Annotated in this window: 13 protein-coding genes; 11 read left to right on the top strand and 2 right to left on the bottom strand. The window is 70.6% G+C overall.

Going from position 1 to position 13969, the window contains the following annotated elements; all coding sequences use genetic code 11:
- Positions 1-49: 49 nt before the first annotated feature.
- Entirely contained in the window at positions 50-1006 is a 957-nt protein-coding gene (locus tag A3CQ_RS0145130; protein WP_020517569.1) for an NADP-dependent oxidoreductase, read from the top strand.
- Positions 1007-1012: 6 nt separating this feature from the next.
- Here A3CQ_RS0145130 and A3CQ_RS0145125 read toward each other — a convergent pair whose 3' ends face one another.
- Complete coding sequence (locus A3CQ_RS0145125) at positions 1013-1858, bottom strand: Clp protease N-terminal domain-containing protein (RefSeq protein ID WP_020517568.1); 846 nt, start codon at positions 1856-1858, stop codon at positions 1013-1015.
- Positions 1859-1981: 123 nt separating this feature from the next.
- On the opposite strand from A3CQ_RS0145125, the gene aroB reads away from it, so the two are divergent.
- From aroB to nusB, 4 genes are all read left to right on the top strand, one after another.
- On the top strand, positions 1982-3043 hold the full coding sequence (gene aroB / locus A3CQ_RS0145120) for a 3-dehydroquinate synthase (protein WP_040434128.1): 1062 nt from the start codon (positions 1982-1984) through the stop codon (positions 3041-3043).
- Positions 3040-3474: a type II 3-dehydroquinate dehydratase gene (gene aroQ / locus A3CQ_RS0145115; protein WP_020517566.1), complete on the top strand. Its 435-nt coding sequence runs from the start codon at positions 3040-3042 to the stop codon at positions 3472-3474. Before aroB ends, aroQ begins: the two co-directional genes overlap by 4 nt.
- Before the next feature lie 68 nt (positions 3475-3542).
- On the top strand, positions 3543-4100 hold the full coding sequence (gene efp, locus A3CQ_RS0145110) for an elongation factor P (protein WP_020517565.1): 558 nt from the start codon (positions 3543-3545) through the stop codon (positions 4098-4100).
- Between the two features lie 26 nt (positions 4101-4126).
- Positions 4127-4537 carry a transcription antitermination factor NusB gene (gene nusB, locus A3CQ_RS0145105; RefSeq protein WP_211216812.1) on the top strand — a complete coding sequence of 137 codons (411 nt, stop codon included), beginning with the start codon at positions 4127-4129 and terminating at the stop codon, positions 4535-4537.
- Between the two features lie 302 nt (positions 4538-4839).
- Here nusB and bldD read toward each other — a convergent pair whose 3' ends face one another.
- Positions 4840-5328: a transcriptional regulator BldD gene (gene bldD / locus A3CQ_RS0145100; protein WP_020517563.1), complete on the bottom strand. Its 489-nt coding sequence runs from the start codon at positions 5326-5328 to the stop codon at positions 4840-4842.
- Between the two features lie 287 nt (positions 5329-5615).
- Here bldD and pyrR point away from each other — a divergent pair, with 287 nt between their 5' ends.
- The 6 genes from pyrR to A3CQ_RS0145065 all read left to right on the top strand — a co-directional run bounded on the left by pyrR (position 5616) and on the right by A3CQ_RS0145065 (position 13959).
- Positions 5616-6185: a bifunctional pyr operon transcriptional regulator/uracil phosphoribosyltransferase PyrR gene (gene pyrR / locus A3CQ_RS0145095; RefSeq protein WP_020517562.1), complete on the top strand. Its 570-nt coding sequence runs from the start codon at positions 5616-5618 to the stop codon at positions 6183-6185.
- Positions 6182-7105: an aspartate carbamoyltransferase catalytic subunit gene (locus A3CQ_RS0145090; protein ID WP_020517561.1), complete on the top strand. Its 924-nt coding sequence runs from the start codon at positions 6182-6184 to the stop codon at positions 7103-7105. Before pyrR ends, A3CQ_RS0145090 begins: the two co-directional genes overlap by 4 nt.
- Positions 7102-8364, top strand: a complete 1263-nt coding sequence (locus A3CQ_RS0145085; protein WP_020517560.1) for a dihydroorotase — start codon at positions 7102-7104, stop codon at positions 8362-8364. Before A3CQ_RS0145090 ends, A3CQ_RS0145085 begins: the two co-directional genes overlap by 4 nt.
- Complete coding sequence (carA, locus tag A3CQ_RS0145080; RefSeq protein WP_020517559.1) at positions 8361-9467, top strand: glutamine-hydrolyzing carbamoyl-phosphate synthase small subunit; 1107 nt, start codon at positions 8361-8363, stop codon at positions 9465-9467. Before A3CQ_RS0145085 ends, carA begins: the two co-directional genes overlap by 4 nt.
- A 3-nt stretch (positions 9468-9470) precedes the next feature.
- Positions 9471-12785: a carbamoyl-phosphate synthase large subunit gene (gene carB, locus A3CQ_RS0145075; protein ID WP_020517558.1), complete on the top strand. Its 3315-nt coding sequence runs from the start codon at positions 9471-9473 to the stop codon at positions 12783-12785.
- A gap of 121 nt (positions 12786-12906) precedes the next feature.
- Entirely contained in the window at positions 12907-13959 is a 1053-nt protein-coding gene (locus A3CQ_RS0145065) for a quinone-dependent dihydroorotate dehydrogenase (protein WP_020517557.1), read from the top strand.
- Positions 13960-13969 lie beyond the last annotated feature (10 nt).

The raw sequence follows: 13969 nt of genomic DNA, 5'->3' as shown, positions 1-13969 counted from the left end.
GACCGACGAGACGGCCTGGATCGGCCCCGAGCGGGATACAACGAAAGGCATGACACGCGCGGTTCGTTTCGATCAGTACGGTGACGTGGACGTCCTTCGCATCGAGGACGTCGAGCGTCCACGGCCGGCCGCCGACCAGATCCTCGTCGAGGTGGTCGCGGCCGGCATCAACCCCGGCGAGATGGCCATCCGCTCCGGGCTCCTGCACGACCGCTGGCCGGCGACCTTCCCCTCGGGCCAGGGCAGCGACTTCGCCGGCCGGGTGGTCGAGGTCGGCGCCTCGGTCACCGAGTTCGGCATCGACGACGAGGTGCTCGGCTGGTCCGACTGGCGGTCCTCGCACGCCGACTATGTGCTGGTGCCGGCCGACCACCTCACCCGCAAACCCCTCGCGCTCGACTGGATCCGGGCCGGCGGCCTGTTCGTCGCGGGCGTGACCGCGTACGCGTCGGTGCGCGCCGTGCAGCCGGTGGCCGGCGAGGTCGTCGTGGTCAGCGGCGCGGCCGGCGGCGTCGGCTCGCTCACCGTGCAGCTCGCCCGCAACACCGGCGCCACGGTGATCGGCATCGCGAGCGAGAGCAACGCGGCCTGGTTGCGCTCCGTGGGGGTCATCCCCGTCGCCTACGGCGACGATCTCGCCGAGCGGTTGCGCAAGGTGGTCCCGTCCGGCATCGACGCATTTATGGACACGTACGGGGGTGGGTACGTCGACCTGGCCGTCGAGCTGGGGGTCGACCCGGCCCGGATCAACACGGTCGCCGACTACGCGGCCGCGCAGAAGGCCGGCGCCAAGATGGAAGGCAGCTCCACCGCCAGCGACGCCGAGATCCTCGCGTTCCTGGCCGAGGAGGTGGCGTGGGGCCGGGTCGTGATGCCGGTCGCCGCCGTCTACCCGCTCGAGGCCGTCCGCGAGGCGTACGCCGAGCTGGCGCCCCGGCACACCCGCGGCAAGATCGTCCTCTCGACCGAGCTCCCCTCGAACGCCGGCCGCCTGCCCGCCGCCTGAGATCGATCAGTTCAGGCGGTTCTCCAGGCGCTCGATGCGCTCGATGAGGGGAGCCAGCTCGGCACGCACGGCGGTGAGGATGCCGGCGGGCGGGGCGGTGGGCGCCGCGGCGACCGAGGCGCGCAGGTGGGCGTACCCGGCTATCGCGGCGGCCACGGCCCGGCGGACGGCGCGGCCGTCCGCCCCGCGGGCCCGCAGCAGCTCACCGGCCGTGCCGTCGGTCTCGGCGGCGAGGGCGATCAGCAGGTGCTCGCACCCCACGTAGTTGTGACCGAGCCCGATCGCCTCGCCGACGGCCAGCTCGACGGCGACCGCGGCCGGCGAGCTGAACCGAAGCCCGGGCCCGGCCGGACCGGCCTCGGCCGGTCGGGCCTCGGCCGGTCGGGCCCCGGCCGGCCCTTCCGCGGCCGGTCCGGCCCCGGCTGGTCCGGCCCCGGCTGGTCGGGCCCCGGCTGGTCCGGCCCCGGCTGGTCCGGGCGGGGGCGGGCTCGGCTGGGCGGCGGGCAGCAGCGTGCCCGGCTCGATCTCCAGTGCGGTCAGGATCTGCAGGGCCAGGTTGCCGCCCTCGGCGATCATGCCGGCCAGCAGGTCGCCGGTGGTGACGTGGGGCGAGCCGGCGGCCTTGGCCCGGTCGGCGGCCAGGGTCACCGTGGTGACCAGCCGAGCCGTGAAGCTGGGCAGGCGGGCGGCCAGCAGGTCGGGCCGGATGTCGTCGAGCGTGGCCTGGCGGATCGCCGTGGTGCGGCGGACGGCCTGCTCCAGGGCGCGCTGACAGATCGACGAGACGGGCAGGCCGGCCTCGCGGACCGCATCGGCGAGTTCGTCGGGCAGGTAGACGTTGATTTTCGGCATGGGGCAGTTATAACCCGTCTGGGGTTAGAAAAATATAACCCCATGGCGGCTCCGGTGTCCGAGGGATGGAACCCCGGCGGGTGGGGCAGGGCCGCCGGGTGGGCCGCGGATAGGGTTGCGGCCGTGGTGACGCGCATACACGTGGGTGGTGATCGGCCGTACGACGTGCTGGTCGGCCGCGACCTGGCCGGCGAGCTGCCGGGGCTGATCGGGGACGCGGCGCGGGTCGCGGTGCTCTACTCGGCGCCCCTGCGTTCGCGGGCCGAGCGGATTGCCGAGGTCTCCGGCGCGCGGGTCACGCCGATCGAGGTGCCCGACGCCGAGCGCGGCAAGACCGTGGAGGTGGCCGCCCGCTGCTGGGACGAGCTGGGCGCCGCCGGGTTCACCCGCACCGACGTGGTGGTCGGCGTCGGCGGGGGAGCGGTCACCGACCTCGCCGGGTTCGTCGCCGCGTCCTGGCTGCGCGGGGTGCGCTGGGTGCCGGTGTCGACGTCACTGCTCGGCATGGTCGACGCGTCGGTGGGCGGCAAGACCGGTGTGAACATCGCGGCCGGGAAAAACCTGGTCGGCGCGTTCCATCCGCCGGCCGGGGTGCTCTGCGACCTCGACGCCCTCGCGACGCTGCCGGCCGACGACCTCACCGCGGGACTGGCCGAGGTGATCAAGTGCGGGTTCATCGCCGACCCGGCGATCCTGTCGCTGATCGAGGGGGATCCGAAAGCGGCGGCCGACCCCGGCGGCGACGTGCTGCGTGAGCTGGTCGAGCGGGCCGTCCGGGTCAAGGCCGAGGTGGTCAGCGTCGACCTCAAGGAGTCGGGGCTGCGCGAGATCCTCAACTACGGGCACACGCTCGGGCACGCGATCGAGAAACGCGAGCGGTACACCTGGAAGCACGGGCACGCGATCTCGGTCGGGCTCATCTTCGCGGCGGCCCTCTCCCGGCTCTCCGGGCGTCTGGACGACGCGACCTCGGCCCGGCACCGGGCCGTACTGGAAATGGTGGGGCTCCCCACGGCGTACGGGCAAGAATTTTGGGACGAGCTGCTGAGCGCGATGCGCGTCGACAAGAAGGCGCGGGCAGACACCTTGCGGTTCGTGGTTCTCGATGGCCTGGCGAAACCGGGCATCCTGACCGGCCCCGACGAGGACCTGCTGCGTGCGGCCTATGCGGAGGTGGCGAGATGATCTTTGTGCTGAACGGGCCGAACCTCGGGCGGCTCGGCACGCGGGAGCCGAGCATCTACGGTTCGACCACCTATGCCGATCTCGTCCAGATCTGCCGGGACACGGCGAAACGGCTCGACCTCGAGGTGCAGGTGCGGCAGACCGACGCGGAGTTCGAGATGATCCGCTGGCTGCACGAGGCCGTCGACGAGGGTGCCGACGTGGTGCTCAACCCGGGCGGCTGGACGCATTACAACATCGCGGTGCGCGACGCCTGCGCGCTGCTCGGCGGGCGGCTGATCGAGGTGCACATCTCGAACATCCACAAGCGCGAGGAGTTCCGCCACAAATCGGTCATCACGGGTGTCGCGACCGGGGTGATCGCCGGGCTGGGTGTCGACGGTTACCGGCTGGCGCTGGAGCACCTGGCCCAGGTGGGCGGCGGGGCGTAAGCGCCGGTAAACTCGTTCGGTCACCTAAGTACAAGACCCAAAAACAAAGACGGGGTTCTAGAGAAAACATGGCTACCACGAACGACCTGAAGAACGGCCTGGTACTCAACCTCGACGGCGATCTGTGGTCCGTCGTGGAGTTCCAGCACGTCAAGCCGGGTAAGGGTGGGGCCTTCGTGCGCACCACGCTGAAAAACGTGCTCTCCGGAAAGGTCGTCGACAAGACGTTCAACGCCGGCACCAAGGTCGACACCGCGACCGTCGACAAGCGCACGATGCAGTACCTCTACCTGGACGGCGAGGACTTCGTCTTCATGGATCTGGACACCTTCGACCAGATCACCGTGCCCGCCGGCACCGTCGGCGAGAACGCGAACTACCTGCTCCCCGAGGCCGAGGCCACGGTCGCCACGCACGAGGGCGTCCCGCTCTACATCGAGCTGCCGACCAGCGTCTTCCTCGAGGTCACCTACACCGAGCCCGGCCTGCAGGGCGACCGGTCGACCGGCGGCACCAAGCCGGCCACGGTCGAGACCGGCGCGACGGTCAACGTCCCGCTCTTCATCACCACCGGCGAGAAGATCAAGGTCGACACCCGCGACGGCCGCTACCTCGGTCGTTCCTGACAATGGCGGAAGCCCCGAAGGCGCAGATGCCCGCGCGCCGCAAGGCACGGAAGCGGGCGCTCGACGTCCTCTACGAGGCCGACATGCGCGATCTGCCGCCGAGCGAGGTGCTGCGCACCTATGTCGACCGCATCGAGAAACCCCGCCCCGACCACCTGGACTACGCGATCAGCCTGGTCGAGGGCGTGGCTCGCAACCTGGACCGCATCGATGAGCTGATCTCCAGCTACGCCGAGGGCTGGACCCTCGAGCGCATGCCGGTGATCGACCGTAATCTGGCGCGGATCGCGGTGTATGAGCTGCTCTATGTGCCGGAGATCGACGATCCGGTCGCGATCACCGAGGCGGTGGAGCTCGCCAAGCAGATGTCGACGGACGACAGCCCGCGTTTCCTCAACGGCATCCTCGGCCGCATCTCCGAGTTCGCCACGCGCTAGATCTCCACACGAAGCCGCTCGGGGACATTCCCGGGCGGCTTCCGCGTGTCTACCCCAAAGCCACAAGATCGGGCGTTGGCGGAGAGCAATCGGGCACGCGCGGGGTGGGTCCGGGCACGGGGAATTGCGTTCGCTTCATGTGCGAAAACGGGCTGTGGTGTGAGGGTCGGAACGCCGGTTTGCACGATGGGTGATATCGAGCGGGATGGTGGCGCGGGACGACGTGACGGGGCGTGGCCGGCGTACGCGAAAGGCCCGCAGGAGGTCTGCGGGCCTTTCAGGAAGAGAGGGGATACGGGGGGTCAGCTGGCGAAGAACGCGCGGGGGTCGGCCACCAGGACACCCTGCTCCGTGAGGCGCTCGATGAGGCCCGAGGGAGAGATGTCGTAGACGATGGCGAGCGCGCGCAGGTCGTCGGCTCGGATGGAGAGGACGCGGCCGTTGTAGTCGCCGCGCTGCTGCTGGATGGCCCGGGCATAGCGTGCGACGTAGGCGAGGTCCTCGCCGGTGGTGTCGTACAGCTTTTCCAGGTCGAGCACGATCTTGTTGGTGGCCTCGAGGCGGACGCCGCTGCCGTCGGGCAGCAGCTCCGAGACGGGCACGCGGTAGAAGTCGGCCAGCTCGGCGAGGCGGGACACGGTAACGGCCCGGTCACCACGCTCGTACGAGCCCACCACGACGGCCTTCCACCGGCCGTTCGACTTCTCTTCCACACCCTGCAGGGACAGGCCCTGCTGCTGGCGGATGGAGCGCAGGCGGGCGCCCAACGACTTGGCGTACTCAGACGGCATTCGGAACACTCCCATGTGCTTGCCCGGAGGGTTCTTCCTCCGCGATCGCTACGCAGCGTGACGGTACGCAGTGTGAGACCGCCGGTCAAGTGTTGGTTACCGATGAGTCGCGCAGCCCACGGTGGAAGTGTCGGATTCGTCCCACTAGTCCCGCGGGTCAGGCAGGTCACCATGGTCAACGCCCGGGCCGCTGGTAACGTAGCGTCAGCCATCGGGAATCCCTCTCCGGGCTTCCCGTCAGACGTCCTTTAACGACCCGTCCCGTGAGGCGGGGAAGGAGGTCCGCCGTGGCTTCGCCGCGCGCAGACACGACCAGCAAGATCATCTTGAGCGGGTCCGACCTGCATCGGGTCGTCGACCGGATCGCTCATCAGATTCTCGAGAAGACGTCGGGCGCCACCGGCACCGTGCTTCTCGGAATTCCCACCCGAGGCGTCCCGCTCGCCCAGCGGCTGGCCGCCCGCATCCACGCCTTCGAGGACATCGACGTGCCGGTGGGCTCGCTCGACATCACCCTCTACCGCGACGACCTTCGGCTGCACGCCACCCGGGCCCTCGGGAAGACCGAGCTGCCGGGCGGAGGCATCGACGGTCGTCGCGTCATTCTGGTCGACGACGTGCTGTTCTCCGGCCGCACCGTGCGGGCCGCGCTGGACGCGCTGAACGACGTCGGCCGGCCGAGCTCGGTGCAGCTCGCCGTTCTGGTCGACCGCGGGCACCGGCAGCTGCCGATCCGCGCCGACTACGTGGGCAAGAACATCCCGACAGCGCTGTCCGAGAGCGTGCGCGTCTCGCTGACCGAGACCGACGGCCTGGACGAGGTCAACCTGACCGGCGCTCCTGGAGGGGAAGCATGATCAAGCACCTGCGATCGGCCGCCGATCTGGACGCGGCCACCGCCACCCTGATCCTGGACACCGCCGCCGAGATGGCGGCGCTCGCCGGCCGCGAGGTCAAGAAGCTGCCGACGCTGCGCGGGCGCACCGTGGTGAATCTCTTCTACGAGGACTCGACCCGGACGCGGATCTCCTTCGAGGCGGCGGCCAAGCGGCTCTCGGCCGACGTCATCAATTTTTCCGCAAAAGGCTCGAGCGTCTCGAAGGGTGAGAGCCTGAAGGACACCGCTCTCACATTGCAGGCGATGGGCGCGGACGCGGTCGTGATCCGGCACTCGGCGAGCGGCGCGCCGCACCGGCTCGCGTCGTGGGTGGACGGCTCGGTGATCAACGCGGGCGACGGGACCCACGAGCACCCGACCCAGGCGCTCCTCGACGCGTACACGATGAGGTCGCGGCTCGGCCGTCTCGACGGCCTGAAGGTGGCCATTGTCGGCGACGTGCTGCACAGCCGGGTCGCCCGGTCCAATGTGCTGCTGCTCTCGACGCTGGGGGCCCAGGTCACTCTGGTCGGGCCGCCCACCCTGATTCCGGTCGACATCGCGGCGGCACTCGAACCAAAAACAAAAGTGTCGTACGACCTCGATAGCGTCCTGCCCGACATGGACGTCGTGATGATGCTGCGGGTGCAGACCGAGCGCATGCAGGACTCGTACTTCCCCTCCGCGCGGGAGTACAGCCGGCGCTACGGTCTCGACCTCGCGCGCATGCGCAAGCTGCCCGAGCACGCGATCGTCATGCACCCGGGCCCGATGAACCGGGGCATGGAGATCACGCCCGAGGTGGCTGATTCGTCCCGATCCACGATCGTTGAACAGGTCGCCAACGGGGTTTCGGCCCGCATGGCGGTTCTCTATCTGCTGCTGGGGGGCAAGGCGTGAGCGGGTTTCTTCTCAAGGGCGTCTCCGTCGTCGGGGGCGCGCCGACCGACCTGGTCATCCGCGATGGCGTGATCTCCGCGGACAAATCCGGCGCTGAGGTCATCGACGCGGCGGGCCTGGTGGCGCTGCCCGGGCTCGTCGACCTGCACACTCACCTGCGCGAGCCCGGCCGGGAGGACGCCGAGACGGTCGAGACCGGCTCGCGGGCCGCCGCCCTGGGCGGTTACACCGCGGTCTGCGCGATGGCGAACACGTCGCCGGTCGCCGACACGGCCGGCGTCGTGGAGCAGGTCTGGCGGCTGGGCCGCGAGGCCGGGCTGGTCGACGTGCAGCCGATCGGCGCGGTGACCGTCGGGCTGGCCGGCAAGCAGCTGGCCGAGGTCGGCGCCATGGCCACCAGCGCCGCCAACGTGCGGATCTTCTCGGACGACGGCTTCTGCGTCGCCGACCCGCGCCTGATGCGCCGCGCCCTGGAGTACGTGAAGGCGTTCGACGGCATCATCGCCCAGCACGCCGAGGAACCGCGCCTCACCGAGGGCGCGCAGATGCACGAGGGCGAGGTCAGCACCCGACTCGGCCTCACCGGGTGGCCGGCCGTCGCCGAGGAGGCGATCATCGCCCGCGACGTGCTGCTCGCCGAGCACGTGGGCAGCCGCCTGCACGTCTGCCACGTCTCCACCGCCGGCTCGGTCGAGGTGCTGCGCCAGGCCAAGGCCCGGGGCGTGCGGGTCACCGCCGAGGTGACCCCGCATCACCTGCTGCTCACGGACGAGCTGGCCGCGTCCTACGACCCGGTTTTCAAGGTCAATCCCCCATTGCGTACGTCGTCGGACGTCGCCGCCCTGCGCGAGGCGCTCGTCGAGGGTGTCATCGACGTGGTGGCCACCGACCACGCGCCGCACGCGGTGGAGGACAAGGAATGCGAGTGGGCGTACGCCCGGCCCGGCATGCTGGGTCTGGAGACCGCCCTCTCGATCGTGATCAGCGTCCTCGGCGAGCGCTGGGACCTGATCGCCGACCGGATGTCCCGCACGCCGGCCCGGATCGCCGGGTTGGCCGGGCACGGCACCGACCTCGCGGTCGGCTCGCCGGCCAACCTCACGCTGGTGGACCCGTCGGCCCGCCGGGTCGTCGACCCGGCCGAGCTGGCGAGCCGCAGCCGCAACACGCCGTACTCGGGCACCACCCTGCCGGGTCGCATCGTCGCGACCTTCCTCCGGGGAGAGCCGACGGTCCTCGACGGGAAGGCTGTGAAATGAGTAAAGCGATCCTCGTGCTCGAGGATGGGCGGACGTTCTGGGGCACCGCGTACGGTGCCCTGGGGGAGACGTTCGGCGAGGCGGTCTTCACGACCGGCATGACCGGTTACCAGGAGACGCTGACCGACCCGTCGTATCACCGGCAGGTGGTCGTGCAGACCGCCCCGATGATCGGCAACACCGGCGTCAACGACGAGGACGACGAGTCTTCCCGCATCTGGGTCGCCGGATACGTCGTGCGCGATCCGGCGCGGCGCCCCTCGAACTGGCGCTCCACCGGGGATCTGGGTGATCGGCTTGCCGCCGAGGGCATCGTCGGGACCAGCGGGATCGACACCCGGGCGCTGACCCGCCATCTCCGGTCGCGAGGCGCCATGCGGGTGGGCGTGTCCAGCGTGGATCTTGATCCGGCCTCGTTGCTGTCGCGGGTGCAGGCCTCGCCGCAGATGGTTGGCGCCGACTTGTCGGCCGAAGTGACGACTCCGGAGAAATATACGGTTTCGGCGGAGGGCGAGCACCGGTACACGGTGGCCGCGCTCGACCTCGGCATCAAGCGCAACGTGGCCCGCCGGCTCGCGGCACGCGGCGTGACCACGCACATCTTCCCGGCCTCGTCGTCGATCGAGGACCTGCTCGCGGTCGGCCCCGACGCGGTCTTCTTCTCGCCCGGCCCGGGCGACCCGGCCACCGCGGACGGGCCGGTCGCGCTGGCCCGCGAGGTGATGCGGATCCGCAAGCCGCTGTTCGGCATCTGCTTCGGCAGCCAGATCCTCGGCCGGGCGCTCGGCTTCGGCACGTACAAGCTCGGCTACGGCCACCGCGGCATCAACCAGCCGGTGCTCGACAAGACCACCGGCAAGGTCGAGGTCACCTCGCACAACCACGGTTTCGCGGTCGACGCCCCGCTCGACGCGGTGATCGACACCGCGTTCGGCGGCGTCGAGGTGTCGCACGTCTGCCTCAACGACAACGTGGTCGAGGGCCTGCGGGGCCTGGACGTCCCCGCGTTCACCGTCCAGTACCACCCCGAGGCGGCGGCCGGGCCGCACGACGCGGACTACCTCTTCGATCGCTTCGTCGAGCTCGTGGAAAAGAAGGGCTGACTCATGCCGAAGCGCTCCGATTTGAAGCATGTGATGGTGATCGGCTCGGGGCCGATCGTCATCGGGCAGGCCTGCGAGTTCGACTACTCCGGTACCCAGGCCTGCCGGGTGCTGCGGGCCGAGGGGCTGCGCGTCTCGCTGGTCAACTCCAACCCGGCCACGATCATGACCGACCCCGAGTTCGCCGACGCCACCTACGTCGAGCCGATCACCCCGGAGTTCGTCGAGCTGGTCATCGCCCGGGAACGGCCCGACGCCATCCTGCCCACGCTGGGCGGCCAGACCGCGCTGAACACCGCGGTCGCGCTGCACGAGAGCGGCGTGCTCGAGAAGTACGGCGTCGAGCTGATCGGCGCCAACATCGACGCGATCCGCCGCGGCGAGGACCGGCAGCTGTTCAAGGACATCGTCGCGAAGGCCGGCGGGGAGACCCCGCGCTCGCGGGTCTGCCACTCCATGGACGAGGTCCGCGCCACCGTCGAGGAGCTCGGGCTCCCGGTGGTCATCCGGCCGTCGTTCACCATGGGCGGTCTCGGCTCGGGCATGGCGCACACGCAGGAGGACCTCGCGCGGATCGCGGGCGACGGCCTGGCCGCCTCCCCGGTGCACGAGGTGCTCATCGAGGAGAGCGTGCTCGGCTGGAAGGAGTACGAGCTCGAGCTGATGCGCGACAAGCACGACAACGTCGTGGTCGTCTGCTCGATCGAGAACGTCGACCCGATGGGCGTGCACACCGGCGACTCGGTCACCGTCGCGCCGGCCATGACCCTGACCGACCGGGAGTACCAGAAACTGCGCGACCTCGGCATCGCCGTGCTGCGCGAGGTCGGCGTCGACACCGGCGGCTGCAACATCCAGTTCGCGGTCAACCCGCAGGACGGCCGCCTGGTCGTCATCGAGATGAACCCGCGCGTCTCCCGCTCCTCGGCGCTGGCCTCGAAGGCCACCGGCTTCCCGATCGCCAAGATCGCGGCGAAGCTGGCCATCGGCTACACGCTCGACGAGATCCCGAACGACATCACGCTGAAGACGCCGGCCGCCTTCGAGCCGGCCCTCGACTACGTGGTCGTGAAGATCCCGCGGTTCGCGTTCGAGAAGTTCCCGGGCGCCGACCCCGAGCTCACCACCACGATGAAGTCGGTCGGCGAGGCGATGAGCCTGGGCCGGAACTTCGCCGAGGCGCTCAACAAGGCGATGCGCTCGATGGAGACCCCGGCGGCCGGATTCTGGACCGTGGCGGATCCGTCGGACTCCGTCGAGTCGGCCCTGTCGGACCTGCGCATTCCGCACGACGGCCGGCTCTACACGGTCGAGCGGGCGCTGCGGCTGGGCGCCTCGGTCGAGCAGGTCTTCGAGGCCAGCGGCGGGATCGACCCCTGGTTCCTCGAGGAGATCAAGGCGCTGGTCGACCTGCGTACGGACATCTCGGACGCCGCCGTGCTCGACGAGGAACTGCTGCGCCGGGCCAAGCGCGCCGGGCTCTCCGACCGGCAGCTCGCCGCGCTGCGGCCCGAGCTCGCCGGGGAAAACGGCGTGCGCACGCTGCGGCACCGGCTCGGGATCCGCCCGGTCTACAAGACCGTGGACACCTGCGCGGCCGAGTTCGAGGCGAACACGCCGTACCACTACTCGTCCTACGACGAGGAGACCGAGGTCGCCCCCAGCGCCCGGCCCAAGGTGCTGATCCTCGGCTCGGGGCCGAACCGCATCGGCCAGGGCATCGAGTTCGACTACTCGTGCGTGCACGCGGTGATGGCGCTGCGCGGCGTCGACTACGAGACCGTCATGGTCAACTGCAACCCCGAGACCGTGTCGACCGACTACGACACCGCCGACCGGCTCTACTTCGAGCCGCTGACGTTCGAGGACGTCCTGGAGGTGTTCCACTCCGAGGACTCGTCCGGCAAGGCGGCCGGCGGCCCTGGCGTCGTCGGCGTGATCGTGCAGCTCGGCGGCCAGACCCCGCTCGGCCTGGCCAAGCGGCTCAAGAGGGCCGGCGTCCCGATCGTCGGCACCTCGCCCGAGTCGATCGACCTGGCCGAGGATCGCGGGCTGTTCGGCCACGTGCTCGGCAAGGCCGGGCTGCGCTCGCCCGACCACGGCACCGCCACCAGCTTCGAGGAGGCCAAGGCGATCGCCGACACGATCGGCTACCCCGTGCTGGTGCGGCCCTCGTACGTGCTCGGCGGCCGGGGCATGGAGATCGTGTACGACGAGCCGACACTCGCCGGGTACATCGAGCGGGCCACCCAGATCTCGCCCGACCACCCGGTGCTGGTCGACCGGTTCCTCGACGACGCCATCGAGATCGACGTCGACGCGCTCTGCGACGCCACCGGCGAGGTCTACCTGGGCGGCGTGATGGAGCACATCGAGGAGGCCGGCATCCACTCCGGCGACTCGTCCTGCTCGCTGCCGCCGGTCACCCTCGCGGGCTCGCACCTGGCCGAGGTGCGCCGCTACACCGAGGCGATCGCCCACGGCGTCGGGGTGCGCGGCCTGCTCAACGTCCAGTACGCGCTGAAGGACGACTCCCTCTACGTGCTGGAGGCGAACCCGCGCGCGTCCCGGACCGTCCCGTTCGTCTCGAAGGCGACCGCGGTCCCGCTGGCCAAGGCCGCTGCCCGCATCATGCTCGGCGCGACCATCGCTGAGCTGCGGGCCGAGGGCGTGCTGCTGCCCCACGGCGACGGCGGCACGACGCCGGCCAACGCGCCGATCGCGATCAAGGAGGCGGTGCTGCCGTTCAAGCGGTTCCGTACCCCCTCCGGCAAGGGCGTGGACAGCCTGCTCGGCCCGGAGATGAAGTCGACCGGCGAGGTGATGGGCATCGACGCCGGCTTCGGCCAGGCGTTCGCGAAATCGCAGGCCGCCGCGTACGGCTCGCTGCCGACCGGCGGCAAGATCTTCGTCTCGGTCGCCAACCGGGACAAGCGCTCGATGATCTTTCCGGTCAAGCGGCTCGCCGACCTCGGCTTCACGATCGTCACCACGGCCGGCACCGGCGAGGTGCTGCGGCGGCACGGCATCGACTGCGAGGTCGTCCCGAAGCACTACGAGGAGACCGGCCAGAACGCGGTGGCCCTGATCCTGGCCGGCGAGATCGCCATGATCATCAACACGCCGCAGGGGTCGGGCGCGAGCGCCCGCTCCGACGGCTACGAGATCCGCAGCGCGGCGGTCACCGCCGACATCCCGAGCATCACCACCACCCAGGGCGCGGCGGCCGCGGTGATGGGCATCGAGGCCCTGATGCGCGGCGACATGACGGTCCGCCCGCTGCAGGAGCTGCACGCCGCCCTCCGGGGCTCCGAGTGACCTCGCCCCGCGCCACCGCGACGGTGTATCCCGCCGCCGCGGCAGCGGCGCGTCCGGGCGGCGCGGCCCGGCTTGGGGGCGCGGCCCGGCTTGGGGGCGCGGCGCGGCTTGGGGGCGCGGCGTGACGGCCTTCGAGCGGACGGTCCGGCCGGTTCTCTTCCGCCTCGGTGGGGGTGATGCGGAGAAGGCGCACGAGTTCACGCTCGGGCGCCTCTCCCGGCTGGGGGAGCGGACCCGGAGTCTCCTGACCTCGCGATATGCGACCGATGCGCCGGTCGAGGTGTTCGGTGTGCGGTTTCCGAACGCCGTCGGGCTGGCGGCGGGGATGGACAAGAACGGCGTGGCGCTGCGAGCCTGGCCGGCGCTCGGGTTCGGGTTCGTCGAGGTCGGGACGGTCACCGCGCACGCACAGCCGGGCAACGACAAGCCACGGCTGTTCCGGCTGCGGGACAGCGAGGCGATCATCAACCGGATGGGCTTCAACAACGCCGGGGCGGCCGCGCTGGCGGCCCGCCTCGAGGCGCTGGGTCCGGTCGGGGTGCCGCTGGGCGTCTCGCTCGGCAAGTCCAAGGTGACGCCGCTGGAGGAGGCGGTCGAGGACTACCTGACCTCGTACCGCCTGCTGCACAAATACGCCGACTACATCGCGGTCAATGTCTCCTCGCCCAACACGCCGGGCCTGCGCACCCTGCAGGACAAGTCGGCGATCGCCGGCCTGCTCGCCGCGCTGGTCGGCAAGGTTCCGGTGCTGGTGAAGATCGCGCCCGACCTCGCCGAGCCGGCCATCGCCGAGCTGCTCGAGGTCTGCCTGAGCCACGGCGCGGCCGGGGTGATCGCCACGAACACCACGCTCGCCCGGGACGGACTGGCCGCGACCGACCAGGCCCGGGCCGCCGAGGCCGGTGGGCTCTCCGGTGGGCCGCTCACCGAGAAGGCCCGCAAGGTCGTCCATTTCGTGCACACCGAGACGGACGGCCGCCTGCCGATCATCGGCGTCGGCGGGATCATGTGCGCCGACGACGCGACCCGCTTGCTCGACGCCGGCGCCTCGCTGGTGCAGCTCTACAGCGGCTTCATCTACCACGGTCCGGCCCTGGTGCGAGGCGCGGCGCGAGCAGCGGCCCGGCAAGCCGGCCCCCAGCACGCCGATGCCCGCGACGGCCGCGCCAGATAAATCGGAAATG

Source organism: Paractinoplanes globisporus DSM 43857 (genome assembly GCF_000379645.1).
GTDB lineage: Bacteria > Actinomycetota > Actinomycetes > Mycobacteriales > Micromonosporaceae > Actinoplanes > Actinoplanes globisporus.
This window is presented reverse-complemented; position numbering and strand designations above follow the sequence as displayed.